The 24,338-nt window shown below is 66.9% G+C and carries 25 protein-coding genes and 1 pseudogene; 11 read left to right on the top strand and 15 right to left on the bottom strand.

Translation table 11 applies throughout. The features are described from left to right. Positions 1–79: 79 nt before the first annotated feature. From IM25_RS24255 to IM25_RS24235, 5 genes are read left to right on the top strand one after another with little or no spacing between them, the layout of a single operon-like run. Positions 80–679 (top strand): cadmium resistance transporter, encoded by a 600-nt coding sequence (locus tag IM25_RS24255; protein WP_006554188.1) that lies wholly within the window; start codon positions 80–82, stop codon positions 677–679. Between the two features lie 58 nt (positions 680–737). Continuing rightward, positions 738–1,100, top strand: a complete 363-nt coding sequence (locus tag IM25_RS24250; RefSeq protein WP_081263498.1) for an ArsR/SmtB family transcription factor — start codon at positions 738–740, stop codon at positions 1,098–1,100. Next, positions 1,097–3,055, top strand: coding sequence for a heavy metal translocating P-type ATPase (locus IM25_RS24245; RefSeq protein WP_065996614.1), 1,959 nt, complete (start codon positions 1,097–1,099; stop codon positions 3,053–3,055). The genes IM25_RS24250 and IM25_RS24245 overlap by 4 nt, the downstream gene beginning before the upstream one ends. Beyond that, complete coding sequence (gene lspA, locus IM25_RS24240) at positions 3,052–3,567, top strand: signal peptidase II (RefSeq protein WP_051121673.1); 516 nt, start codon at positions 3,052–3,054, stop codon at positions 3,565–3,567. Before IM25_RS24245 ends, lspA begins: the two co-directional genes overlap by 4 nt. Continuing rightward, entirely contained in the window at positions 3,564–3,911 is a 348-nt protein-coding gene (locus IM25_RS24235; protein ID WP_033098568.1) for a DUF3703 domain-containing protein, read from the top strand. Before lspA ends, IM25_RS24235 begins: the two co-directional genes overlap by 4 nt. Before the next feature lie 447 nt (positions 3,912–4,358). Here IM25_RS24235 and IM25_RS24230 read toward each other — a convergent pair whose 3' ends face one another. From IM25_RS24230 to IM25_RS24205, 6 genes are all read right to left on the bottom strand, one after another. After that, positions 4,359–5,171, bottom strand: coding sequence for an SURF1 family cytochrome oxidase biogenesis protein (locus tag IM25_RS24230; protein WP_065996613.1), 813 nt, complete (start codon positions 5,169–5,171; stop codon positions 4,359–4,361). After that, positions 5,159–5,713: a DUF6308 family protein gene (locus IM25_RS24225; protein WP_232333527.1), complete on the bottom strand. Its 555-nt coding sequence runs from the start codon at positions 5,711–5,713 to the stop codon at positions 5,159–5,161. The genes IM25_RS24230 and IM25_RS24225 overlap by 13 nt, the downstream gene beginning before the upstream one ends. After that, complete coding sequence (locus IM25_RS24220; protein ID WP_147430370.1) at positions 5,710–6,684, bottom strand: hypothetical protein; 975 nt, start codon at positions 6,682–6,684, stop codon at positions 5,710–5,712. The genes IM25_RS24225 and IM25_RS24220 overlap by 4 nt, the downstream gene beginning before the upstream one ends. A 240-nt stretch (positions 6,685–6,924) precedes the next feature. Further along, positions 6,925–8,727 carry an arsenical pump-driving ATPase gene (gene arsA, locus IM25_RS24215; RefSeq protein ID WP_033098570.1) on the bottom strand — a complete coding sequence of 601 codons (1,803 nt, stop codon included), beginning with the start codon at positions 8,725–8,727 and terminating at the stop codon, positions 6,925–6,927. A 55-nt stretch (positions 8,728–8,782) separates the two neighbouring features. Then, positions 8,783–9,178, bottom strand: a complete 396-nt coding sequence (gene arsD, locus IM25_RS24210) for an arsenite efflux transporter metallochaperone ArsD (RefSeq protein ID WP_033098571.1) — start codon at positions 9,176–9,178, stop codon at positions 8,783–8,785. A 29-nt stretch (positions 9,179–9,207) separates the two neighbouring features. Continuing rightward, positions 9,208–9,570: an arsenate-mycothiol transferase ArsC gene (locus IM25_RS24205; protein WP_442971926.1), complete on the bottom strand. Its 363-nt coding sequence runs from the start codon at positions 9,568–9,570 to the stop codon at positions 9,208–9,210. Positions 9,571–9,688: 118 nt separating this feature from the next. Between IM25_RS24205 and IM25_RS24200 the strand changes: the two genes are divergently transcribed. From IM25_RS24200 to IM25_RS24185, 4 genes are read left to right on the top strand one after another with little or no spacing between them, the layout of a single operon-like run. Then, positions 9,689–10,090, top strand: coding sequence for an ArsR/SmtB family transcription factor (locus IM25_RS24200; RefSeq protein WP_033098573.1), 402 nt, complete (start codon positions 9,689–9,691; stop codon positions 10,088–10,090). Positions 10,091–10,125: 35 nt separating this feature from the next. Beyond that, positions 10,126–11,166 (top strand): ACR3 family arsenite efflux transporter, encoded by a 1,041-nt coding sequence (gene arsB, locus IM25_RS24195; protein ID WP_198162603.1) that lies wholly within the window; start codon positions 10,126–10,128, stop codon positions 11,164–11,166. Between the two features lie 25 nt (positions 11,167–11,191). Further along, complete coding sequence (locus IM25_RS24190; RefSeq protein ID WP_006554200.1) at positions 11,192–11,842, top strand: arsenate reductase ArsC; 651 nt, start codon at positions 11,192–11,194, stop codon at positions 11,840–11,842. 45 nt (positions 11,843–11,887) lie between these two features. Next, a complete protein-coding gene (locus IM25_RS24185; RefSeq protein ID WP_033098575.1) occupies positions 11,888–12,343 on the top strand; it encodes an arsenate reductase ArsC in 456 nt (151 codons plus the stop codon). Between the two features lie 28 nt (positions 12,344–12,371). On the opposite strand, the gene IM25_RS24180 is transcribed toward IM25_RS24185, so the two are convergent. From IM25_RS24180 to IM25_RS24165, 4 genes are all read right to left on the bottom strand, one after another. Next, positions 12,372–13,349: an arsenic resistance protein gene (locus IM25_RS24180; protein WP_033098576.1), complete on the bottom strand. Its 978-nt coding sequence runs from the start codon at positions 13,347–13,349 to the stop codon at positions 12,372–12,374. An 83-nt stretch (positions 13,350–13,432) separates the two neighbouring features. Beyond that, positions 13,433–14,200, bottom strand: a complete 768-nt coding sequence (locus tag IM25_RS24175; protein ID WP_033098593.1) for a MerR family transcriptional regulator — start codon at positions 14,198–14,200, stop codon at positions 13,433–13,435. Between the two features lie 60 nt (positions 14,201–14,260). Next, positions 14,261–14,578 (bottom strand): DF family (seleno)protein, encoded by a 318-nt coding sequence (locus IM25_RS24170; RefSeq protein WP_006554203.1) that lies wholly within the window; start codon positions 14,576–14,578, stop codon positions 14,261–14,263. 18 nt (positions 14,579–14,596) lie between these two features. Beyond that, positions 14,597–15,484: a helix-turn-helix domain-containing GNAT family N-acetyltransferase gene (locus IM25_RS24165; protein WP_033098577.1), complete on the bottom strand. Its 888-nt coding sequence runs from the start codon at positions 15,482–15,484 to the stop codon at positions 14,597–14,599. 100 nt (positions 15,485–15,584) lie between these two features. Between IM25_RS24165 and IM25_RS24160 the strand changes: the two are divergent. Together IM25_RS24160 and IM25_RS24155 are read left to right on the top strand one after the other, a co-directional pair. After that, positions 15,585–16,798, top strand: a pseudogene (locus IM25_RS24160) (NAD(P)-binding domain-containing protein). A 176-nt stretch (positions 16,799–16,974) separates the two neighbouring features. Further along, positions 16,975–17,358 (top strand): hypothetical protein, encoded by a 384-nt coding sequence (locus IM25_RS24155; protein WP_065996612.1) that lies wholly within the window; start codon positions 16,975–16,977, stop codon positions 17,356–17,358. A 920-nt stretch (positions 17,359–18,278) separates the two neighbouring features. Here IM25_RS24155 and IM25_RS24150 read toward each other — a convergent pair. From IM25_RS24150 to IM25_RS24125, 5 genes are all read right to left on the bottom strand, one after another. Continuing rightward, entirely contained in the window at positions 18,279–19,256 is a 978-nt protein-coding gene (locus tag IM25_RS24150) for a hypothetical protein (protein WP_052040179.1), read from the bottom strand. Further along, complete coding sequence (locus IM25_RS24145; protein WP_006554208.1) at positions 19,253–20,242, bottom strand: hypothetical protein; 990 nt, start codon at positions 20,240–20,242, stop codon at positions 19,253–19,255. Before IM25_RS24145 ends, IM25_RS24150 begins: the two co-directional genes overlap by 4 nt. Positions 20,243–20,893: 651 nt before the next feature. Next, entirely contained in the window at positions 20,894–22,150 is a 1,257-nt protein-coding gene (locus tag IM25_RS24135) for an IS701 family transposase (RefSeq protein ID WP_006554210.1), read from the bottom strand. An 897-nt stretch (positions 22,151–23,047) separates the two neighbouring features. Continuing rightward, positions 23,048–23,665, bottom strand: coding sequence for a recombinase family protein (locus IM25_RS24130; protein WP_065996611.1), 618 nt, complete (start codon positions 23,663–23,665; stop codon positions 23,048–23,050). A 129-nt stretch (positions 23,666–23,794) separates the two neighbouring features. Beyond that, positions 23,795–24,331 carry a PaaI family thioesterase gene (locus tag IM25_RS24125; RefSeq protein ID WP_006553199.1) on the bottom strand — a complete coding sequence of 179 codons (537 nt, stop codon included), beginning with the start codon at positions 24,329–24,331 and terminating at the stop codon, positions 23,795–23,797. Positions 24,332–24,338: the final 7 nt, after the last annotated feature.

Below are 24,338 nucleotides of genomic sequence, written 5' to 3'. Positions count from 1 at the left end.
TAGGTGTGCGCCGAAGCGTTGCTGTCTTCCCGGATCGCTCGTAAGCGGACGGGTTCGGGCGCCGGGTCGAAAGGTGCTCATGAATCTGCTCGCGTCCGTCCTGCAGGCGGTCGGCCTGTTTCTCGTGACCAATATCGACGACATCATCGTGCTGTCGCTGTTCTTCGCTCGAGGAGCCGGGGTTGGGGGCACCACCACAGCGATTTTGGTGGGACAGTATCTGGGATTCGGCGCCATCCTCGCCGCCTCCGTTCTGGTCGCAGTGGGGGCGACGACCTTCTTGCCGGAGGAGGTGATCGCCTACTTCGGTCTGATCCCTCTGCTTCTGGGTGCGTACGCCGCATGGCGGGCATGGCGGGGGCGAGGGGAGGACGACGAACAGAAAACCGCCGGTAAGAAGGTCGCGGTAGGGACGGTCGCCGCGGTTACGTTCGCCAATGGAGGCGACAACATCGGGGTCTACGTCCCGGTGTTCGTCACTGTCGGAGCCCCCGCGGTGGTGGCCTACTCGATCGTCTTTTTGGCCTTGGTTGCAGTTCTGGTCATCGCGGCGCGCTACCTCGCCACCCGCAAGCCGATCGCCGAGGTTCTTGAGCGCTGGGAACACGTGCTGTTTCCGATCGTGTTGATCGGTCTCGGCGTGTTCATTCTCGCCGAGGGGGATGCATTCGGGCTGTGAGGATGCCCGCCGGTGACCCGACCTATTCATATCGTTGAGTGCCGGTTATTATCGTCATATGACGATCAATGATGTGGGTTGCCACGCCCGCGAATCCGTGGATTCGGCAGTGGCGTTGTTCCACAGCCTCTCCGACGGCACCCGCCTAGCCATCGTGCGCCGGCTCGCCGGCGGTGAAGCCCGCGTGGCGGATCTGGTGGGCGCGCTCGACTTGGCGCAGTCGACGATTTCCGCGCATGTGGCGTGCCTGCGGGACTGCGGTCTGGTGCAGGGCCGACCCGAGGGCCGGCAGGTGTTCTACTCGCTGACCCGACCGGAACTGCTCGATCTGCTCGCCGCGGCCGAAACCCTCTTGGCCGCGACGGGCAACGCCGTCGCGCTGTGCCCGAACTACAGCACCGACACCGGGGAGAAGTCGTGAGTGACGCGTGCGGTTGCGGCCACGACGAACCCCGCGTCGAGGGTGAGGAAGACCACGAGCCCGACAAGTGGTGGCAGGTCACCGAGATTCGGGCGGCCGCCGTCGCCGGGCTGCTGCTGGTTGCCGCCCTGGTCGTGGGGTGGACCGACGGCCCCCACCCGGTGAAGCTGACCCTCGAAGCCCTGGCGCTGATCGTCGCCGGCTACACCTTCGTCCCCTCCACGCTCACACGCCTGGCCCGCGGCAAGATCGGGGTCGGCACTCTGATGACGATCGCCGCCGTCGGCGCCGTGCTGCTCGGCGAGGTCGGCGAGGCCGCGATGCTCGCCTTTCTGTTCGCCATCAGCGAGGGCCTCGAAGAGTACGCGGTCCCCCGCACCCGCCGCGGCCTACGCGCCCTGCTGAATCTGGTGCCGGACACCGCCACCGTCCTGCGTGGCGGTCGTGAACAGACCGTCGCCCCCGCAGAGTTGGTGCTCGGGGAGATCATGATCGTCAAACCCGGGGAGCGGCTCGCCACCGACGGCACCATCCGCACCGGCCGCACCGCCCTGGACACCTCCGCGATCACCGGCGAATCCGTCCCGGTCGAGGCCGCACCGGGCTCCGAGGTGTTCGCCGGCTCGATCAACGGCACCGGCGTTCTCGAGGTCGAGGTCACCGCCGGTGCGCAGGACAACTCGCTGGCCAAGATCGTGCGGATCGTCGAGGCCGAGCAGTCCCGCAAGGGCGAGGCCCAGCGTCTGGCCGACAAGATCGCCAAGCCTCTGGTTCCGGGGGTGATGGTTGCCGCGGCGCTGATCGCCGCGATCGGCAGCGTGTTCGGCGATCCGCTGGTGTGGATCGAACGCGCCCTGGTGGTGCTGGTCGCCGCGTCCCCGTGTGCGCTGGCCATCGCGATCCCGGTCACGGTGGTCGCCGCGATCGGCGCCGCGTCCAAGCTCGGTGTCCTGGTCAAGGGCGGTGCCGCCCTCGAAGCGTTGGGCCGGATCCGCACCGTCGCGCTGGACAAGACCGGCACCCTGACCCGCAACCGCCCCGAGGTCATCGACGTCGCCACCACCGGCGGCGCCACCCGCGGCGACGTCCTGAACGTCGCCGCCGCCCTCGAGGCCCGCAGCGAACACCCCCTCGCCGCAGCGATCCTCGCCGCCGTCGACGACTACACCCCGGCCGAGGACGTCGATGCGGTCCCCGGGGCCGGACTGACCGGACACGTCGGCGGCATCCCCGCCCGGCTCGGCCGGCCCGGCTGGATCGATCCTGGCCCCCTGGCCGCGGATATCGAGCGGATGCAGCACGCCGGAGCCACCGCGGTGCTCATCGAATGCGACGGCGCCCTGATCGGCGCGGTCGCGGTGCGCGACGAACTGCGCCCCGAAGCCCGCGACGTCGTCGCTGAGTTGCGCCGCGACGGTTACACCGTGGCGATGCTCACCGGCGACAACGAGCGCACCGCACGAGCGTTGGCCGCCGCCGTCGGCATCGACGAGGTCCACGCCGATCTGCGTCCGGAGGACAAGGCCCGCATCATCGACACTCTCCGCGGTACGCGGCCGACGGCGATGGTCGGCGACGGCGTCAACGACGCCCCGGCCCTGGCCACCGCCGACCTCGGGATCGCGATGGGCGCGATGGGCACCGACGTCGCCATCGAAACCGCCGATGTCGCCCTGATGGGTGAGGACTTGCGGCACCTACCCCAAGCCCTGCAGCACGCCCGACGCTCCCGGACGATCATGTTGCAGAACGTCGGCCTCTCGCTCGCGATCATCACCGTCCTGATGCCCCTGGCCCTGTTCGGGATACTCGGGCTGGCCGCCGTCGTCCTGGTCCACGAGATCGCCGAGATCATTGTGATCGCCAACGGGGTGCGCGCCGGACACGCCCGGAGCCTGACCGCGACAACAGAATCGACAAAGTCATCCGTGCCGGTCGCCGGAGCTCGGTCATGACAGATAAGGACAACTCCGTGTCGTCCGTAGTGCCCGTGGGCAGGCGGCGTTGCGGCCGAGGTATTCTCGTCGTGCTGGTGGGTGCCCTGGCTGCGGTCGCGTTGGCCCTCGATCCGGTGGCGCGCGACGCGCTGTCCGGTGGGCGGGCAATCGATTTCGGGTTGTTGCAACTACGGTTGGCCTACAACACCGGGGTCGCGTTCAGTCTCGGTGACCAGCTCCCCCCTACCGTCGTTCTTGCCGTCACCGCTGCCCTCACCGTGACGATCGGCGTGTTCGCCTGGCGCACTGCACTCGACAGTCCACTGATCCAGACCATCGGCCTGGCCGCGATCGTCGCCGGCGCCACCGCCAACGTCGTCGACCGCTTCCTTGATGGCAAAGTCACCGATTATTTCCACACCGGGTGGTGGCCCACCTTCAACCTCGCCGACACCTACATCACCTGCGGTGTTGTCCTCGTCGTCGGCGCCCTGCTTCTCGCAACCTCCAACAGGGACCACATCTCATGAGTCGAATGCCCGAACAGCTGCGCACCCTCTACACCGCGGAGATGACCGCCGCTCGACATAGCAGCGACGATGTCAGGCGCTGGCGCCACCTCGAACGCGCCCACATCTTGTCCCAGCCCTACCCGTGGCCGCACACCCGCAACCACCTCGCCATGTTCACCTTGGCGCTGCGCCAGCGTGATCGCCGCGAGGCTGTGGGCCAGGTCGTGCGGATTCTGCTCGCCGCTCCCGGCTCGGCGCTGGGCCGCTACCCTCAAGGCAACACCGGGCGTACTTCGGCGGGGCTGATGACCCCGATGCAGGTCCCGGAGGATCTGGTTTCGATGCTCACTCGACCCACCTGACACCGCGCCTCTCGCTGCGATTGAGTCAGACGGAACAACAAGTCCGGTAGTGCACCGTCTTCCTCATCTACTACTTGCTGTCCGAGTTCGAAAGGGGCCAGTCAGGGGGACTACCCGCACGTTGTGCTGCGCGGACACGGATTATGTTGAGGGCCGGGCAATCATGTGGCGGCCAGAATCGCAGGACTCGACTTGCCCTCATACCGTCGAACCGAGGTGAACGAGTCCTGCGACCTGACTCTCCCTTCGCTCAGAAGGGAAGAAAACTTTCCGTCTCATTCTACAGCGCAGATCCCGAAACCGGCACGGCACTTTGTGTGCTGGACCTTTTGCGCGATGCATGAGGAACCGCTGGGCGTTGATGCTGAAATGTGCGCGGTCCAAAGATGGCCGTCGCTGCCCGCGTAGCTCGTGGACTGTCGAATCGGAGCACAACGTTGGGCTCGGTTACCGCGGTCGGCCGTACCGGGCGGCGAGACTCTCGCTCGCGGAGAGCGGCGTCTCGTCGTCGGTTCGGGTGGCCTTCACCTTGCGGCGTTCCTTCAACTCCGCCCACACGAAATCCCCCAGTCCCATTGGGGCCATGATCCCGAACGCGAGCCACTGCAGCCCGTACGACAGATACGGACCCGCATCAAGTTGGGGAAGTGGGATGACTCCGAGCCCGCCCGGCTGGTGAGCATCGAGTTGTAGGTAGACGTCTTCGAGTTCGAGACCCGTCACAGCCGCGACCTGCGGCGCGTCGATAAAATACACTTGCTGATAGCCCGCGTCAGTGAAGGGCTCCTTGCCGTCCATTGTGCCTTGGGACTTGCGGATCCGAGCATCGAGCGAGACATTTCCGCCCGGTGCGGCGGGGATTGCGGGGACCTCGCTACCGCGTACCGGACGCACATAACCTCGATTGACGAGAATCGTCCGACCATTACCCAGCGCAAACGGCGTGAGCACTTCGTACGCGGGTTGGGATTCGACGCTGCGCAACCGGACGAGCACATCAGAGTCGGGCAGATACGAGCCCTGCGCGACGACCCGCCTCCACTCGTCGTCGATCGTCGCACTGTCACCGCCGAGCAGCTCGGCGACAGGGACCGGGTCCTGCGCCATCGATGCCGAGATCCGCGCATTCCGATCCTCGGTGCTCGTGTTCTTGCTCAGCTGCCACGGGGCGAGCAGGGTGAAGCACCCATACGCGAAACCGACTACCACCACGGCCAGAATGAACCAGCTCGGACGGAGAAGAAACATCACACGGCGCACTTGTTCACGGTAGACCCCAGAGTGGACTCTTCTGCCATCGCATCCCCTCTCGACGCGCTCAACGCCCAGCTGCTGCGGCGCCTCCACCTCGACCTCACCCACCTGACCTTCGAGTCGAGGATGGGGAACAATCCGGGGCGTTTGAGGTGGAGCACCTTGCTGATCTTGGCTACCCCCACGTGCCGGGGCGCGGCCGTGCGGAAATGGTCGTAGAGGGCTTCGGCCCGGTCGTAGAGCTCGCCGCTGATGTTCGGGTCGGCCTCGACCAGTTGTGCTTCGATCGGCGCCGCCGCCCACGGGGCGTCGACGGCGGTACGGATGAACCAGTCGAGTTGGGCGTGGCTGATGCGGGAGCGCACCTTGTGGGTGCGGGCGATCTCGTCGGCGGTGATCTCCTTGAGTGCTCCGGGTCCGGGCAGGTCGTAGCGGGCCACGGTCACCGCCGGATAGCCGTGGGCCGTGGCGGTCGCGGTGTCGATGTCGATGCTGCGTCCGGCGATCACCAACACGGTGGCCCCGTCCTCGCCGCGGGTGCGGTTCATGGCTTCTGCCGCCCGGCCGGGTCCGGGTCGGTGTCGTTGATGCCTCCCAGATCGGTGTATGGAGTCGCAGCGGACGTGTCTGCGGTCGTCGCAGCGGCGATTTCCTTCGGGTCCGGCCGGCTCGAGCTGCGGATCGTGCGAGCGAGTGCCCGCAGGTCCTGGAGCGAGCGGATTCCGTCCGGGACGCTGTCGTCACCGGGTGACCGTAAGGCGTTCGAGTTCAGCGGGTTGGTGGCATGCCGCTCTTCTCCATCCTCGTCCGCGTACGGAGAACGGTCTCCGAGCATCTGGCGGCTCAATTCGCGCATCTGGCGACATTCCTCGATCTTTTCGGCGGCCTGCTGTGCTCGGATCTTTTCGGGCTTGAGGTACTCCTCGATCCGTCCGATGTCCGTGGCGAGGTGCGCCATCGCGGGGGCGATCTTCTCCAATGCCTGTGTTGAGCGTTTCTGCAGGGAGTGCAGTGAGTCCGAGTGCGTCGAGAATGTTCCCCACCTATGGACGCTCATGTCGAGCACGAACGTGTCGCTGTAGGTATCACGCTCGTTGGGGGCAGATCCGTAGGTGATGGTCACGGTGACTCGATCGGGGATCTGTTCATCGTTGCGGATGGACCGGTCGGGGTCGTCCGGGTCCTCTTTGCCGATGAAATAGATGTTGGACAGTTCGTTACCGGGCATGAAGGTGGGGATGGGGTCGGCGTAGCGCTTGAGGAGGAATGCGATGATGCTCGGCTGGCCGCTGTGGGTAGGTTGCTCAGCCAGTGGTGGGTCGAATTCGACCTTGACGTTGTACGCCACCGAGGGTCCGAAGTTGCGTACGACCAGAGACGCCGTCCGAGCAGATAGTTGAGGATCGATCACCAATTCAGCACCGACCATCGGCCGTGATCGGTCCCGACTGTCACGCTTCGTCGCCCGCAACGTGCGAACAGCCACGAAAGCTGCGGCGACCGCCGCCGCTGCGGCCACGACCGTCGCACCACCACCGACAGCCGCACCCACCGCGGACACAAGATCGGTGGTGTCGGACGCAAGGACAGTCGGCACAGTTCTTCTCCACGGGTATTCAGGCGGCAGGGTGGGCGATAATGTCCGATACATCGTCGCAGCATCGAGTTTCAATACTCGAGCGGCGAGTAGCTCCCGATTCTGGGTAGACCTGTGGACGGACTTCCGCGGGAGAAGTTCCGCTGAATCCTCTACAGGTAGCTACTGCACCGGCGACGGTTCCGGACGCAGTTCGGCCAAGGATCCCACCGCGGTGATTCCGACGGGTTCGGTGGTGGATAGCGGAATCACCGCGTACCGGTCGGCAAGCTCACCCCGGACCTTGTCGATCTGCTCGAGTTCGGCTACGGCCCGCCGGCGGAGCAGCGGTGCGGTGGGCTCCGCTGCGGCCAGGGAGTTGTTGACCACCCACGCCCACGGTGCGATACCGGCGCGTCGCAGATCGTCCTGCAGACCGGCGGCCTCGAGCACCGGGGTGGTCTCGGCGAGCGTGACCAGCACAATCTTGGTCTGTGCCGGGTCCTGCAGCCGCATCAGCGGGGTGGTGAACTGCGCACCGTCGCCCATCTGCCGGGCGATCTCGCGGTGATACGAGCCGGTCGCGTCGAGCAGCAGCAGGGTGTGGCCGGTGGGGGCGGTGTCGATGACGACGAACTTGCGGCGTGATTCGTGGATGACCTTGGAAAACGCCTGGAACACTGCGACTTCTTCGGTGCACGGGGAGAGTAGGTCTTCGGCGAGGGTGGCGCGACCGGCGTCGTCGAGTCCGGCGCCCTTGGCGGCCAGGACCCGGTTGCGGTAGGTCTCACTGGCCTCGTGCGGGTCGATGCGGGAGACCTCGAGGTGGTCGAGTTCCCCGGCGAGAGTCTCGGTCAGATGCGCGGCGGGGTCGGTGGTGGTCAGGTGCACGTCATGACCGCGCTGGACCAGAGCGACCGCGATCGCGGCGGCGACGGTGGTCTTACCGACCCCGCCCTTGCCCATACACATCACCAAACCATGCCCGTCGGCCTCGATCGCATCGATCAGATCCGCCAACGGTGCCTCGGCAATCTCGGCAATCGCGACGAGGTCGGTCTCGGCCGCGGCGGTCGGGGGTGAAGCGGCGTCGAACAGGCTGCTCACGGCATCGAGACCGACCATGTTCACCGCTTTGAGTTCGATCAAATCGGTGGGCAGGCCGGCGATCGTATCGGGCACGGTGGCCAGCGCTGCCTGTTCGCGGTGGTACACGGCAGTCGCCAGCGGATCGGTGTCGTCGACGGGGGTGGGCAGCACGCCGTTGACGACCACATGCTGTCTCGTCATGCCGATCGCGGTGAGTTCGTCGTGGGTACGGGCGATTTCGGCGAGGGCGGCGCGGTTGGCGCGGGCGACGAGCACCAGGCGGGTGCGCTCGGGATCCGACAGCGCCTCGACCGCACCGGCGTACATGGCTTTCTGCTTGTCGAGCCCGGCGAGTGGCCCGAGACAGGAGGCGTCGCCCTTACCGTTGTCGAGGAATTCGGTCCAGTTGCCGGGCAGCTGCAGCAGCCGGATGGTGTGGCCGGTGGGGGCGGTGTCGAACAGCACGTGATCGAACCCGGCGACCCGCTCGTCGGGATCGGCGAGCAGCGAGGTGAATTCGTCGAACGAGGCCACTTCGGTGGTGCACGAGCCGGACAACTGTTCGGTGATCGACGCGATCTCCGCGTCGGGCAGCAACCCGCGGACGGGGCCGACGATGCGTTCACGGTAGGCGGCGGCGGCCTGCTCGGGGTCGATCTCGAGCGCTGAGAGCCCCGGCGCCGCGGGGACCTCGGTGATGGTGTTGCCGATGCTCAGACCGAAGACCTGCCCGACGTTCGAGGTCGGGTCGGTCGAGACCAGCAGCACCCTCTTGCCGGCTCGGGCCAGGCGCAGCGCCGACGCGCACGCAATGGAGGTCTTGCCGACCCCGCCTTTGCCGGTGAAGAACACGAACCGGGGCGGGTCGGTCAAAAACGTCGGGTCGGCGGTAGCCATGGAAGCAGGTACTCCTCGTCGGACGGTATCGGCGGGCGGGTGCGGATCTGGGTGGTCAGCAGCAGGTGGACTCGTCCGGTGTGCAGCACGAGTCGTTGTCGTCGGCGAGCCCGAGCATGGTCACCCCGGACGGCGCTGCGGCGGGAACCTCGAGGTCGGCCCACGTGGCGAGCTCGGTGCGGGTCGGGTAACGCCCGGTAGCTACGGTGACGTCGTCGACGAGCACCAGCGGAAGACCGTCCGATCCGGCGAGTTCGAGGAACTTTGTGACGGTCTCGTTGTGCGCGAACGAGAGCGGGTCGTTGGCCAGATTGTGGCGGGTGATGGTGGCGCCCTGCCCGGTCAGCGCGGCCATGTCGGCGGTGAAGGTGACCAGGTTCTGGTCGAGGTCCTCGCCGCACACGCCGGTGTTGCAGCACAGGGCCGGTTCGAAGACTGCGATCGTGCTCATGGTGTTCTGCTCCTGGTTGGGGTAGGTGCTCAGCGGGTCGCGTCGAGTAGCCGGGTGGCGAGTTCGTCGACGCGGGTGGCGATGTCGCCGCGGACCAGACGCATCCGCTCGATGCCGTCGATGCCGCGATCGGACGGCTCGTCGGTGTCCCAGTTCTCCACGACTACGCCGGCGGGCGCGTCGACGTGGGCTTCGCCGCCGAGGGTGACGACGAGGTCGACCTCGGACAGCAGCTGCGGATCGATCGGCTTGGGGTACTCGCCCGCGGTGGGTGCCCCGACTTCCTCGAGAACCTGCATCGACAGGGCGTTGAGCGACGAGCCGGGCGCGGTGCCGGCCGAATGGACAACGATCCGGTCGCTTGCGGTCTTGCGCATGAGGGCGGCAGCCATCTGGGATTTGCCGCCGTTTTTCACGCACACGAACAGCACCGAGGGTGTGGGCACGAGGGGTGGTCCTTTCCGACGGACTCGGGTTGACGATTGAATTGATAGAAGTCAATATAGACGTATGTCGAATCAGATGTCGAGCGGGGCCGAACCGTGCTGCCCGCCCCTCTCACGTGAGCCCCTCACCTCCGATTGGGCCACCGACCTGGCCCGCATGTTCAAAGCCCTGGGTGATCCGGTCCGCCTGCGCATGCTCAGCATGATCGCCAGCCACCAGGGCGGCGAGAGCTGCGTGTGCGACATCAGCCCCGCCTTCGACCTGTCCCAGCCGACCATCTCGCACCACCTCAAGGTGCTGCGCGAAGCCGGACTGCTCGACTGTGAACGCCGCGGTACCTGGGTGTACTACCGGGTGATCCCCGCCGCGCTCAAGCAACTGTCCGTGGTGCTCGCCACCGAAGCCGGGGTGCTCCCCGCATCGGCCTGCACCCCGACCGTCGCGCTCGAGGAGACGCTCTCGTGACCACTACGACCGAAAACCGTTCTGTGGCAGGCAAGATGTCGACCCTCGACCGGTTCCTGGCCGTGTGGATCGGCATCGCCATGGTCGTCGGCCTGCTGCTCGGCCGGATGATCCCCGGGCTCGGCGACGCTCTGAGCGTCCTCGAGATCGACAACATCTCGCTGCCGATCGCCCTCGGTCTGCTGATCATGATGTATCCGGTGCTCGCGAAGGTCCGCTACGACCGTCTCGACACCGTCACCGGCGACCGCAAACTGCTGATCTCGTCGTTGATTCTGAACTGGGTACTCGGCCCGGCGCTGATGTTCGCCCTTGCGTGGTTGCTGCTGCCGGATCTGCCCGAGTACCGCACGGGTCTGATCATCGTCGGCCTCGCACGCTGCATTGCGATGGTCATCATCTGGAACGACCTCGCGTGCGGCGACCGCGAAGCCGCCGCGGTGCTGGTCGCGATCAACTCGGTGTTCCAGGTGATCATGTTCGCCGTCCTCGGCTGGTTCTATCTCTCGGTGCTGCCGGGATGGCTCGGACTCGAGCAGACCGCTTTCGACGTCTCCCCGTGGCAGATCGCCAAATCGGTGTTGATCTTCCTCGGCATCCCGCTCGTCGCCGGTTTCCTGACCCGGCACTTCGGTGAAAAGGCCAAGGGCCGTGACTGGTACGAAGACACATTCCTGCCGAAGATCGGACCGTGGGCGCTGTACGGGTTGCTGTTCACGATCGTGCTCCTGTTCGCGCTCCAGGGCGAGCAGATCACGTCGCAGCCGTGGGACGTCGCGCGGATCGCGTTGCCGCTGCTCGCCTATTTCGTCCTCATGTGGGGCGGTGGGTTCCTGTTCGGCGCCGCGATCGGTCTGGGTTACGAGCGCACGACCACCTTGGCGTTCACCGCTGCGGGCAACAACTTCGAACTCGCTATTGCCGTGGCGATCGGCACCTTCGGTGTCACCTCGGGTCAAGCTCTGGCCGGTGTCGTCGGTCCGCTGATCGAAGTGCCGATCCTCGTCGCCCTCATCTATGTCTCATTGGCGCTGCGCAAGCGTTTCAAGAGTTCAAATACCCCTGCTGTGCAGTAAAAGTCGATACGCCAGGAGGCGACCGATGTCTTCACACCCCGCACAACCGGAACTGCTCATGCCTCAGGCGGTGCTGCAGCGTTCCGCCGAGCACCTCGCCGACAAGTACGCCGGGGTGTTCTCCCCGCAGACCGTGGAACGGATGGTGTTCGAGTCGTACGCTGCGCTGCGCCGCACCGCCAAGATCCACACGCACCTGACCGCCCTGGCCACCCGGTTCGCCGGCGAACGCCTCACCGCGCTGGCACAAGCCGACGGTGCGATCACCAAGGACGTACCGGAGGTGCTGTTCGTGTGCGTGCGCAACAGCGGCCGCTCCCAGATGGCGGCGGCGTTGCTCGCCCACCACGGCGTCGGACGCGTGCATGTGCGCTCCGCCGGATCGGCGCCCGCATCGTCGATCCATCCCGTTGTCGTCGAGGCGATGGCCGAGATCGGGCTCGATCTCGGCGCCGAATACCCCAAACCGCTCACTGATGATGTGGTGGCGGCCGCGGACGTGGTGGTCACCATGGGCTGCGGTGACGCCTGCGCGGTGTATCCGGGCAAGCGCTACCTCGATTGGTCGCTGCTCGACCCGGAAGACGAGTCGCTCGAGGCGGTGCGCGGCATCCGCGACGACATCGATGCCCGGGTCCGTGTCCTGCTGACCGAGCTCGGCGCTGTCTCTGTCTGATCTTGTCTCTGCCTGACCTTCCTCTACGAAAGGACGTTCCACTTCATGACCACCCACTCCGCCACCGATCGCACGCCGTCGGTGCTGTTCGTGTGCGTGCACAACGCCGGCCGTTCCCAGATGGCCGCCGGGTTCCTCACCGCCCTGGCCGGGGATCGGATCGAGGTCCGCTCCGCCGGCTCCGCTCCGGCCGCGCAGGTCAACCCCGCTGCGGTCGAGGCGATGGCCGAGGTGGGGATCGATATCTCCACGCAGAATCCGAAGATCCTCACCGTCGACGCAGTGCAGGCCTCCGATGTGGTGATCACCATGGGGTGCGGCGACACCTGCCCGGCATTCCCGGGCAAGTCCTACCGGGACTGGGTGCTCGAGGACCCGGCCGGGCAAGGGGTCGAGGCGGTGCGGCCGATCCGCGACGAGATCAAGGCCCAGGTCGAGGCGCTGATCGCCGAGCTCGTTCCAAACGTCGCCCGCGCATCAGCGTCCCCGCACTGTCGATGACCTGATCATCGACAGTGCGAGCGATGCCTCACGGCAGAGATGCTGTCGGTGTGTCGGGAACCATGCGTGGCACGAGCCGGACGTAGAGGACCATGCCGACGAGCTCGACCAGGGTTTGCGTGACGACGATGACGGGGGTCAGGGCATAGCCGGCCGGTAAGGCGAGCGCGAGCGGAAGTACCACGAGCGAATTGCGGGTGGCACCACTGAAGATCAACGCACGTGAGCGGCCGACGTCGAACCGGAACACTCGTGCCGCGATGAATCCGAGTCCGGCCATGAGAATCAAGAAGGCGGCGTAGACGGGGATGACCGTGCCGACGTGGTGGAGTTCGTCGCGAATTTTCGGGATCTGACCAGCCACGACGACGAACAGGGTTCCGGCCATCAGTGGAACCATCGCCGCGGTGAACGCGGTGGTGAGCACGACACCGACACGGCGCCGTGCAGCCAGGGCCTGCGTGACCCACGCCAGGGCGAGCGGTGCGACGATCAGGATGAGAAACGCCTCGAGGAACGGTGCGACGTCGACGATATCGGTGAGCTCTGATCCCATGAACAGCCACAACAGCAGCGGCAGTGCCGCCATCTGGGCGAACATCAGCAGCGGTGAGGCGGCAAGCAGTCGCCTGCTGTCACCTCCGGCGAGACCGGAGAACACGATGACGTAGTCGATGCAGGGCGTGAGCAGGGTCAGCAGGATGCCCAGCAGCACGGCCTGCGGGAATGTCACCACCAACGTCAGGGCGGCGATGACGAGCGGGACGACGACGAAATTGAGAACCAGGGCCGCGGTGAGGAACCGGCGGTCGCGGACGGCCTCGGCCAGTGTGGTGAACGGCACCTGCAGGAAGGTGGCGTAGAGCAGTGCCCCGAGCAGCGGGTAGATGCTCGCTTCGAACACCGACGAGGAATCCGGCAGGGTCAGTCCCACGACGGCGCCGGTCACCAGGGCACCGAGGTAGACGAGGATCTGGTGGCGTTCGAGCCACTGGGTCGCGGACATGCGCTGGTAGAGGCCTTTTGAGGCGGGTCGAGCGAGGCAGCAGTGGGGACCGGCTGTGAAAGCCAGGGATGTGGGACCGGTGGTCAGCGAGCAGGTGGGGCGCTCGTGCCGTCGCCGAACAACGCGCGCACCATTTCTGCAGCCGCTGCCGGTGCCCCCACGTCGAGGATCACTTCGGTACCGCGCAGATGCAGGTCGAATTCGTAGAACGGGCAGCAGTGCTGCTCGGCGGCGGCGAGTTCGGCGAGTGCACCGACTCGGTCGATGGGCAGGCGCAGTCGCACATCCGCCGGACCGGGTTCGCGGACAACGTCGACGAGTACCTGCTGCCACCGGTGCACACGTTCCCCGTGGTCGGCGGCGTCGAGGGAGCAGGCAATCGGCGGGTCGACCGGCACGGTGATCGCCGCGCCAGGCGCAGCGAAAGGAGGGTCGACGACCTGGGTGCGGGGCTGCGGCGCAAGGAATCCGCAGCCGGCATCGCACGGCTCGGCGCGATCAGGCAGGTCGTCGAGCTGGGCAAGAGCATGCCGAAGCGTGTCGGTGAAGGCGGCGAGTTCCGCGGTCCGGGTGGCGGCCTCGTCCAGGCGAGCGGCCATCTTCGGGCGTAGCTGCGCACGGACCTCGGCGCAGGGATCGTGCTCCCACACCGCCAGTAGTTCGCGGATCTCACCCAAGGGGAGTCCCACGTGCTTGGCCGCCTGGATGAACGCAACGCGGTCGACATCCCGATCTCCGTAGACGCGATATCCACTGTCGGTGCGCCCCGCCGGGACCAGTCCTGCGGATTCGTAGAACCGCAAGGTGGTGGCCGGGACACCGGTGTGTTCGGCGAACTGGGAGATCAGCATCGTGCTCACTCCTCGACGGTAAACCTTCGAGTCGACTCGAAGGTCAAGCCCGACACCGGCTCAGCCCTGCCGACCTTCGACCCGGCGGAGCACGTCGATCAGCTCCGCGGTGCTCGGGGCGCCGCCGGGTCCGTCGGCGGTGCGGTAGACGCGGCAGGTCAACCCGACACCCTCGGTGGGACCGAACGGGTCGATCCCGTCGATGCGGATCGTCGGGGAGCCCGCGAAGGCGGCGCGCTCAGCAGCCTCCGGGGTCTCGATACGGCGCAGCCGGATCGGGGTGCCGGCGTTGCCGGTTGCGGCCAGGGCCTCGGCGAGGCGGTCGCGGGCGAGCTGCCAGTTCGGGCAGCCGTCGAAGTACAGCAGTTCGATATCCATGGCGGTCGGTCCCGTTCGTCAGTGGTTGTCAGCGGCGGGAACGGACTCGGAGCGGCGTTCGAGCAGTACCGTATCGCGCCACACCCCGGCGAGTTTGCCGATGCGTTCGCGCACACCGACGGTGCGAAACCCCGCCGAATGGTGCAGGGCGAGGCTGGGACGGTTCTCCGGGAAGATGGAGGTCTGCAGCGTCCACAGTCCGGCCTGATCGGCGGCGATGACCTGGGTACGCAGCAGCGCTTTGCCGACCCCGCGTCCGCGCATGCCGTCGCCGACGTACACCGAGTTCTCGGCCACCCCCCGGTAGCACTCGCGCCCCGACACCGGGCTCAACGCTGCCCAGCCGACCACCTGGCCCTCGATCTCGGCGACCCACCGATGCCCGGGCAGCCACTGGTCCTCGAGCACCTCGCGGGTGGGAACCTCGGTGGTGAACGTCGCAGTACCGGTGGCGATGCCCTCTCCGTAGATGCGGCGCACCGCCTCCCAATCGCGGCCGGCGAGCGGACGCACGCTCACGTCGGCCGGGACGTCCTCGGGGCAGCACGGGTGGGCGGTGAGCACCCCCATCACCGCGTCGGCGGCACTGGGCAGGTCGCTGCAGCAACTCGGGTTGACCATCACCACGGTGCTGGTGCCGTGTTTGCCGGTGGTGACGAAGCCGACGTCGGCGAGCTTGCGGACGTGATGGGAGATGGTGGGCTGGCCGACCCCGAGGATCTCGGCGAGTTCCCCGACGGTGATGCCGGCCGGGCGGGCGGCGACGTGGTGCAGCAGCCGCACCCGGGTGGGCTCGGCCAGGCAGGCGAACCACCCGGCGTAGGTGGCCGCGTCCTCGGGGCTCAGGGCGTCGATGTCCACCTCCGCGCCGGGGATGGCCGGGGTCGGCAGGCCGAGTGATGTCATACCCCCACTATATCGATCGGCATCGATGGCTGCATTCATCGATGCCCATCTATATTCTGGCGGCAGCTTAGATCGATACCCATCGATGAAAGGATCTGTTATGAGCGAGTTGCCCGTCGTCGTGGTGGGAGCCGGACCGATCGGCCTGGCCGCCGCCGCTCACCTGCGTGAAGGCGGCCTCGAGCCGCTGGTACTCGAGCGGGGTACCAGCGCCGGAGCCGCCATCACGCAGTGGCACAGCGTCCACACCTTCTCCCGCTGGGCCGAACTGATCGACCCCGCAGCCCGCGTCTCCTCGACACCACCGGCTGGAGCGCCCCCGGCGTCGACTCCTACCCCACCGGCCAGGACTGGGCCGGCCGGTACCTGACCCCGCTGGCCGACGCCCTCGGCGACGCGGTCCGGCTCGACCACCAGGTCATCGGCATCGCCCGCCGCGGCCGCGACCGGATCGTCGACGCCGGACGCGACACCGAACCGTTGTCGGTGCACGTACGCCACCGCGACGGCACCGAATCCCGCCTGCTCGCCCGCGCCGTGATCGACGCCTCGGTCACCTGGGACACCCCCAGCCCCCTCGGCGGTGAAGGACTGCCCGCCCTGGGCGAGCGCGCCGCCGCCGAGAAGATCACCTACCGCGTCCCGGACCTGGGCGAGGACGCGGTGCGCGCCCGCTACGCCGGCCGGCACACCGTCATCGCCGGTAGTGGCCACTCAACGCTCAATGCCATCGTCGCGCTGGCCGAACTCGCCCGCACCACCCCCGGCACCCGGCTGACCTGGGTGCTGCGCCGCGGCGACGTCGGGCTGCGCGCCAAGACGGCCGTCGACGCCGGACTCCTCGAGGTCGTCACCGGCTTCCGCACCGCCGCCGTCGAACCCACCACCGACGGTCAGCTCACGCTGGTCTCTGACACCGGCGCCCGCATCGACGCCGTCGGCGAGGTCATCGCCTCGACCGGGTTCCGCCCCGATCTGTCGTGGCTCTCGGAAATCCGCCTCGACCTCGACCCGGTCCTGCAGGCCCCGACCGCGCTGGCCCCGCTGATCGACCCAAACGTGCACTCCTGCGGCACCGTCTATCCGCACGGAGTCGCCGAGCTCTCCCACCCCGAACCCGGCTTCTACGTCGTCGGCATGAAGAGCTACGGCCGGGCCCCGACGTTCCTGGCGATGACCGGATACGAGCAGGTCCGCAGCATCGCCGCCGCCCTGGCCGGTGACCACGACGCCGCGGCCCGGGTCGAGCTGACCCTGCCCGACACCGGGGTGTGCGGCGGCGCCGGAGTCTTCGACGAATCGACCAATCCCTGATCCCCCGCTCCCAAGGCCATCACTCGTATCGCAGTCAGATGCGGCGCCGACGCATCGATGCCCGCCTCGTACATGTCGGTGACTGATCGAGCGCTGTGCGTGCGCCTGTAGCTTCCACCGCCGACCAGCTGTCCGAAGGAAACCTCCAAGTCCCGGTTCCCGGTTATCCGGAGATAGTGACCGAAAAGCCGGGTGAACTGATCCGGGGAAAGGCTGATCGCTATGTCGTTGTCGGCTACGTCGTGTCGTCCAGCCGTGCGAGCACCCGTGACAATTACATCGGCGCCCAGTGTGCCTGCGGCACTGGCCAACGCAGCCGCTCGATGGCGGTCGGCGATCGACAACTCATCGTGGCCAGCGGCTACCTCACCACGGTGATGGTCGAGCTGCGAGTAGACACCGAAGAAGTGTCCTGTGGCGCCCAGCACCTGGTCAACGCCAACAAACCCCTCCACCCCCACGACCGAGGAGTCACCCCTTCGGGGAGCCTCGTCCACGGTAGTGAAGTGAAAGCGGTACCACCGGTCGATGCCGAGAGCATTCATCCAATCGGATGGTGAATCGTCGTCGTTCTGAACGACAAGGCAGGACTCGATCTCGCTCCTCGTCAAGAGCGCTACCAGCGCCTCCACCGAGGATTGTTCGAGGGTGCCAGTGTCAACGAGAACTCTGATCTGACGAGTCGCCGGTTGTAGGGGATACAGCGGAACGCTCTCGCGTCCAGGAGAACTGACAGGTGGTCGAACGTAGCGGACGAAACGATGATTGGGGAGACCCCGGGGCACAATCAGCGGCACGATATTAGATTCGCATCTCCTGGCCCCGGGACCATCCAGCGACATCGCCGTCGGCGGCACATCACGTGAATAATCTGTGATCACCTGGTGTAAGTCGCTGGACCTGGCACCTGACGTAAGTGTCGATACTGATGGTGACAGTCCGGAGGCACGGGAGTGTCCGAGCGGGCGGGGATGTCGTCCCCATATCGTGCCGCCGCCGGTTGATGTCGGTGTCTGGTTCACCGGCTCCACGACCGTACCGACAAGGCGTTGCAGAAGCTCGCGGTGCCGGCCGGATGCTGCGCGAGGCAGGTGGGCAATGGGCTACGCCGCCGCAGCGTGCTGGCACGAAGTGGACGGGGAAGGGATCGGGTGCATTCGGTCGCCTCTCGGCGAAAGGCGCAACACGGCTCCAGCCGAACGGAACTCCGTGAAGGCAAAGGGTTGAGCCCGGGGGACACGGAAACGCACCCGATCCGGACAGTGCAACGCGCCCCTGCCTCCGGCTATTCCCGGCGCGAGTTGTCGTGGGCACGATAGCGTGAACTGCACCAGTGGCTCGGACCCAGGCTTTCTGATCCGCGTCGATACCGATGCGTGCAGTGCGTGCGATGCGTGCACGCATCGCGAGCCATGCATGCACCGTGGGTCGCGGACAGCGTGCGAGGTCTGGGGCTCCTCTCGAACAAGGAATGCCGGGCTTACAGCTCCAGGTCGGGGCCAGCCTGGGGACTGTGGTCGGGTGGCTCCGGCTGGGCCGGGGTCGTACTACCGCCGGGTGTACCGGGCTTCGAGCGTGGTGGGTGACCGGACACGGCGGCGCGCAGAGCCGACAGCAACGCCTCCTGTCCGCTGGGATCACGAGCGATCTGCTGCGCGGTGCCGGTGTCGCTTGGCGGTCGGGCCGTGTGGGGGTCGACCACGTAGCGGCGAATGAGACCGGACAGACGCGCCGGGGCGATAGTCAGTCCGTCGATGCGCTGGCCGCGGTCGAGCATGGCGACCAGCTCGTGCAGAGCCCGGGCTGCGTCCTTGCGGGCACCGGTACGGGCGGTGTGCAGCTTCCAAGCGGGAAACCGGTCTCGGTGTTCATGGGTGATCGACAACAGGGTGCACAGGTCGGCGACATCCTTGGCGGCGAGGCGGCTGCGCCAGGCGAGCGCCTTGAGCACCACCGCCTGCTCGACGCCGGGCACCGGCACCCCGAAACGCACGGTCTCGCCGGTCGTCAGGCGTGCCCGCACCCGCACCCGAATCGGGTCGGCGGCCAGCGCGAGGGTCAGACCGGGAATGGCGTCGAAGCCGCGCCCGGCGTACTCGACGCGTTCGATCCGGCGACCACCGGTGCCGGGAACCAGGAGATCAACCGACAGGGGAGTGCCGTCCCCGGAGGGTGCCTCGTAGTGGTTGCCGGTCACCAGCCGATAACCACGGGCAAGTAGCGCGGTGTGGAAGGTGGCGTCGGCCGCGGCGACAGGGTCCATGCCTGCATCGGCGTCGGCGGTGACCCGGGCAGCGGTGTCGGTGGGGTAGAGGCGACCGAGCAGGTGCACCATGTGCCCGCCGACGACCCGATAGTTGGCCCCGGCCGTGGCCGCGGCGAGATCGGCCAACGCCCGCAGGCCGCGGTCGGCGGCATTCGACGCGGCGAGGATCTCCACCTCGGTCGTATCAGTCACAGAGCAGCCTTCTGACGGATCGTGGCGAGCACATGATCGGCGGCTTCGGCGGCATCAGCGCCACCGGTGCGCAGCACATCGCCCGCAGTGATCAGCGGATCGGCCAACAGCACTGGCTCGCTGATCTCCGCGGTGCGCCACAGGGTCGGATCGGCGGGGACCTGCACGGCCATGGTGTGTTCGGCCTCGGTGGCGGGACTGAAGCCCGCGGCGGCGAGGTCGACGAACCGATCGGTGTAGAGCATCGCCCGGGTCGGCAGCCGCCATGGGGCGTACACATCGGCCGCGGCATCGCCGCTGACCAACACTGCCACATCCTGCCGGGCGCAGAAGTCAACAACGGCGGTGGCCTGGGCAATCACTGGATCCAGGCCGTACCAGTAGGTCACGGCGCCACCGGGACCGGGATAGCCGGCCAGATAGTCCGCGAGCAACTCCTCGGGGGATGCGGCGAACCAGCCGTGCTCGGTGCGCCGCGCCGCCTGTAGCTGTTTGAGGGCGAATGAGACTGCCTGCTGGGAGACCTCCAGTGTCTCGGCGAGCCGGTGTTGGGTTTGCGCCCTATCCGAGAGCAGCAGGACCCGGGCCAGAGCCCAGCGCACCCAGGGTTTGCGGCCCCGGGCAGCAGATGCGGCAGGGGATGTAGGGGTTGCGTTTTCGGTCACGTCGTAGCGCGCGCCGGCGAATACGAGTAGGTCTTCGTCCACGGCGATGAGATCGATTTCGCCGTTTGTCGCGAGAGTGCGCAGATGCGCCGTGGCGTGTGGGGTTACCACGAGCACGCGCCGGGCTGGGCCCGGTTCGGCGAGCAGCCGGGCGAGGACCGTGGGGGTGGGTGGCCGCCGGGATATGCGCACCCGGGTCGGCAATTCCCGGCCGTCGGGCAGAGTCAGGTCCCAGGCGTCGAGGGAACCGGAGACAAGGCGGATGCCGGCACGACGCAGCAGCGCGATCGCGCCGGAGAGAAGCTGTGATGTTTCGGCCATGCTCGTCCCCTCGACGTGTACAAGCTTAGATGAGAAATCCTACTTTATCTTGTATTAGCTGCTAGAGCGTATAAGAATGTCGAAGTTCGCCCGGTCGCTGGTCGACTGGAGGCACGAGCGGGCACCGAACGGTGGAGCGGCTCGGCGCCGGCGTGCCTAACGTGACGGTGTCCGGTTCTGGTCCACCCTTCCGTGACGATCCAGCGGCGGGGTCGGTATCACCGGTTGTCGGGGTGAGACGGTCGCCGGGTCCCGATCCAGTGAATACCGTCGGGGCCAGGCGAATACGGGTGCGGCAGGTAGCTGGGACAGAACTCGCCGGTGTGCCAGGCGCTCGCGACTGTCTCCGGATCGTCGGGTGCGAAACCTGCTCGGATTGTGGGCAGGTGTTCGCGCCAACCGACCAGGCCGGAGTCATCGCGACCCCATACCCGCACCACCAACGTCATGACCGAATCCGCCCAGCTCAGCCGTTCGATCTCGTACACCCCAGTGTCCCAGGATCGTGCCGACAGATGTCTGGTCAGCGCGGACAAAAAGCGCATATCCTAGTAGTACTTTGTTAGGTTGGGAAGGTGTGATGGCAGGTCGGGCAGGTACCGATCCAATAGGCCAGTGTGCGTTGGAGTTCGCGCACAATGCCGTAGAGGGTCAGTCCCGCCCGATCGCTTTTGGGTCGGTCAGCCGCAGGGTGGTGAGAAACAGGTGTGCGGCGGTGACGAGGATGACGTGGTGGTGCCAGCCGAGCCAGGAGCGGCCCTCGAAGTGGTCGAGTCCGAGACCGGTTTTCAGTTCCCGGTAGTCGTGTTCGATGCGCCAGCGGATCTTGGCCAGGCGCACCAACTCTGACAGCGGGGTGTCCTCGGGCAGGGTGGCCAGCCAGAAGTCGGTGGGCTGCGCCGCGCCCGCCGGCCATTCGGCGAGCAGCCACGCCTGCGGCAGGGTTCCATCCTCGTCGCGGGGAATGGTGCGGTTCGCGGGGCGGATCCGCAGCGCCACGAACCGTGAGCGCATCACCGCGGTCGGGTTGCCCGGACCGGTCTTGGTTCCGCGGCGCCAGGTGACCTCGGTCAGCGCGCCTACTCCGGCCGCCAGAACGAGATCCCTGCAGGTCACGGCCGGTGGGTAGCGTCGGGTCGGAGGCCGCCCGCGCCCGGAGTACGCGGCGGCGGCCGGGACTGCATCGGCGGGGTGCGCGAGGGTGGCGCCCTTGACCGCCACGACATAGACCAGATCGCGGTCGGTCAGGCCCTGCCGGAAGGTCGCCGAGTCGCCGTAGCCGGCGTCGGCGACGATCACCGGCGGGATCCGGCCCCACGCGATCAGCTCGTCGAGCATCTCGAGAGCCATCACCGCCTTGGTGCGATAGCGCTCCTCGGTCGGGATCGCGTTGCGTCGCCGGCGAGCGGTGATCGCCGAGGCCGTCTCCGGATCGTCGCACCGCTGATCGTCCCAGCTCTCAGGCAGATACAGCCGCCAATCCAAGGGTGCGGACGCGGTATCGGTGGCGGCGTGCACACTGACCGCGACCTGGCAGTTTCCGACCTTGCCGAGGGTGCCCGAATACTGCCGGGCCACACACGGCGAGGCGTCACCGTCCTTGGCGAATCCGGTGTCGTCGATCACCCACGCATCCGGGGAGATCAAATCACACGCTTTGCGGGACAGTGTTTTCCGGACCGGTACCGGATCCCACGGTGAGGTGGTGACGAACTGCTGCAGGCGTTGGTGATCGATCCCGAGGCGGTCGGCCATCGGCTGCATCGACTTGCGGCGCCCGTCGAGCATCAACCCTCGCGCATATACCCCGGCCGTTGCTCGCTGGTCCTTGCGTTTGAGCGAGGAGAACACCTCGCCGATGAACGCATCGAGACGTTCACCGACATCGGTCAGGGCTGCGGCATCCACCTGGTTATCGTCTCGGACATCTCGCCGAATCTCGAGGCCTCACACCAGGAAGTGGTGAACCTAACAAAGTCCTACTAGTCCGCTTGTTCGAAGTCACCGTGCCGGACGGTCGGCAGTTCCTCACCGACGTCGCTGGTGCTGTAGTACTCGTGGCGACCGTTGTTTCCGGTGCCTCGGTTCCGGTCCATGGCCGAAGTCTGCCAGGCGGAATTGCCAGGATCCCTACCCTGAGTCGCAGTGTCGCACCATCACACACAGTGGTCCAGAACCCGGTTTCCGACCCCACAGAGGATCCCCGGTAGCAACTCGCACGTGCCAGCGGGCTTGACGGCCTCTCGACGTGGCGTCCTTCGGATCGCAGGATGGCGCTGATTGGCGGGGTCACCCTTGCGCAGTTCCGCCACTGCGATAAATCATGGATAACCCCGATTATCCATCAAATGTGGAAGAGGCGAGAAGGGGCGATCGGTGGTCGCAGCACCCCGGGGGACGGGATGATCCCGCGCCACCAACATGCGCATCGTCCGCGCGATCTGCGGCGCGCAACGCGCACGCGACGACCACACGGTGCTGCCGCAACGCCGCATCGGTGAACCGTGGGTCGGTGCAGTGTGCGCGTCGCTGCGGCATGGCACCCGATGCATGAGCAGCCGGGGTAGCCGTAGCATTTGCCGAAAATCGGGCGGATATGGCGTAGTGCCCGGTCGGTGATCCGCTCGGCCTGTTGGGTCGAAACGATCGTCTGTCTCGCCACCGGCTCCTGGCGGGCGCGGCGTATCCGCCCAGCTCGCCGACGATCCGATTCGGGCCAGAACTCGTGTGGGACGTAAGGGCCCGCAACCCAAGGTTGTCAGGAAGTGCAAAGTAGCGGGATCCTGACGACAGGCTGGTGAATTCTCAGGCTCGTGGTGCAGCACTGCTGACGATGCGGTGGATGGTGGAGCGGCCGACGCTGTATTCCTCGGCCAGGTCCGCCAGGCTCGCGTCGTCGGCGGGGGCGTGGTAGCGGCGGTGGATTGTTTTCCGTGCCGTGAGAGGAAGTTTCGGCTGCTTGCCCTTGAGCCTGCCTTTCGCGCGGGCCTTGGCCATGCCCTCGCGGGTGCGTAGGTGGTTGAGGTTGGCCTCGAATTCGGCGACCATGGCCAAGGTTTGCAGGAAGAGCTTGCCGAACGGGTCGTTCCAGTCGTAGATCGAGCTCCCGAGTCCGAACAGCACCTCGCGCTCGCGCAGTTCGGTCAGGGTCTGGCCTGCTTCGGCCATGTTGCGTGCGAATCGGTCGAACTTCGGCGTGGTCAGCACTACCTGTCGCCCGTCGATGGCCGCCGCGGCGGAGGTGACGGCGGCGAGTGCGTTGTCGAGCCCGGCCCGGTTCTTGCGGGTGGTCCCGGAGAACCCTTTGTCGATGAAGATCCGCTCACGCGGCACTCCGAGCGCCAATAGCTGCTCGGTTTGGATCTCGACGTCTTGTTCGTCGGTGGAGCAGCGGCAGTATCCGACGCGGAACGGCTCACCCATGCCGAAAGTGTTCCAGATAGCGGGGGTTGACCGGCACAGTCAGCGGAACACCTCTACGGAACACCGGTGAGCTGGGTCGACGTTGGCTCTGCGTGGTGTTCCGGTGGCCGATCCGGTTACGGAACAGGGTCAGGGGGTGTTATCGGTGTGTGGGGGTGTGTTGTGGGTGAGGAAGTGGTTGACGTCGACGGTGAGGAACAGGGCGGTGGCGGTGGTGATCACGTGGGCGTGGTCGTTTTCGATGGTGGCTTGCAGGTGGAGTTTGCGGCCGTCGCGGGCGTGGATGTGGGCGCGGAGGGTGTAAGGGGTGTCGAGCAGGATCGGGGCGAGGTAGTCGATGGCAAGGTGGCGGGTGACCGCGGGTTCCCCGACGGTGTAGAGCAGGAGTCCGAACAGTTCGTCGAGGACGGTGGCGACCGCGCCGCCGTGGGCGATCGCGGGGGCGCCGACGTGGCGAGAGTCGAAGCGGTGGTGGGCGTGGACGCCGTGTGCGTCGCGGCGGGCGCGTAGCTGGTGGCCGTGGGGGTTGGCCGGTCCGCAGCCGAGGCAGTGGTCGTGGTGGGGTGGCAGGTCGGCGGAGTCGGGTGCGAGCACAGGGAAGGCGGGAATCCAGTCCGGGACCTGTCGGGGCTCGGGTGTATGGGTGCTGGGTGTGTTCTCGGTCATGGGCGCT

The organism is Rhodococcus sp. p52 (assembly GCF_000763325.2).
In the GTDB taxonomy this organism is placed as follows: Bacteria; Actinomycetota; Actinomycetes; order Mycobacteriales; family Mycobacteriaceae; genus Rhodococcus; species Rhodococcus pyridinivorans.
The sequence above is the reverse complement of the archived record's forward strand: the minus strand, read 5'-3'. Positions and strand labels throughout refer to the sequence as shown.

Coding starts and splice junctions, on each gene's coding strand:
- IM25_RS24250 (WP_081263498.1), top strand. CDS start 738: ATGACGATCAATGATGTGGGTTGCCACGCCCGCGAATCCGTGGATTCG.
- IM25_RS24255 (WP_006554188.1), top strand. CDS start 80: ATGAATCTGCTCGCGTCCGTCCTGCAGGCGGTCGGCCTGTTTCTCGTG.
- IM25_RS24190 (WP_006554200.1), top strand. CDS start 11,192: ATGTCTTCACACCCCGCACAACCGGAACTGCTCATGCCTCAGGCGGTG.
- IM25_RS24130 (WP_065996611.1), bottom strand. CDS start 23,665: ATGGGTGAGCCGTTCCGCGTCGGATACTGCCGCTGCTCCACCGACGAA.
- IM25_RS24205 (WP_442971926.1), bottom strand. CDS start 9,570: ATGGCTGCCGCCCTCATGCGCAAGACCGCAAGCGACCGGATCGTTGTC.
- arsB (WP_198162603.1), top strand. CDS start 10,126: ATGTCGACCCTCGACCGGTTCCTGGCCGTGTGGATCGGCATCGCCATG.
- IM25_RS24170 (WP_006554203.1), bottom strand. CDS start 14,578: ATGGATATCGAACTGCTGTACTTCGACGGCTGCCCGAACTGGCAGCTC.
- IM25_RS24145 (WP_006554208.1), bottom strand. CDS start 20,242: ATGGCCGAAACATCACAGCTTCTCTCCGGCGCGATCGCGCTGCTGCGT.
- IM25_RS24180 (WP_033098576.1), bottom strand. CDS start 13,349: ATGTCCGCGACCCAGTGGCTCGAACGCCACCAGATCCTCGTCTACCTC.
- arsD (WP_033098571.1), bottom strand. CDS start 9,178: ATGAGCACGATCGCAGTCTTCGAACCGGCCCTGTGCTGCAACACCGGC.
- IM25_RS24185 (WP_033098575.1), top strand. CDS start 11,888: ATGACCACCCACTCCGCCACCGATCGCACGCCGTCGGTGCTGTTCGTG.
- IM25_RS24225 (WP_232333527.1), bottom strand. CDS start 5,713: ATGAACCGCACCCGCGGCGAGGACGGGGCCACCGTGTTGGTGATCGCC.
- arsA (WP_033098570.1), bottom strand. CDS start 8,727: ATGGCTACCGCCGACCCGACGTTTTTGACCGACCCGCCCCGGTTCGTG.
- IM25_RS24175 (WP_033098593.1), bottom strand. CDS start 14,200: ATGCTGATCTCCCAGTTCGCCGAACACACCGGTGTCCCGGCCACCACC.
- IM25_RS24200 (WP_033098573.1), top strand. CDS start 9,689: ATGTCGAATCAGATGTCGAGCGGGGCCGAACCGTGCTGCCCGCCCCTC.
- lspA (WP_051121673.1), top strand. CDS start 3,052: ATGACAGATAAGGACAACTCCGTGTCGTCCGTAGTGCCCGTGGGCAGG.
- IM25_RS24165 (WP_033098577.1), bottom strand. CDS start 15,484: ATGACATCACTCGGCCTGCCGACCCCGGCCATCCCCGGCGCGGAGGTG.
- IM25_RS24125 (WP_006553199.1), bottom strand. CDS start 24,331: ATGACCGAGAACACACCCAGCACCCATACACCCGAGCCCCGACAGGTC.
- IM25_RS24235 (WP_033098568.1), top strand. CDS start 3,564: ATGAGTCGAATGCCCGAACAGCTGCGCACCCTCTACACCGCGGAGATG.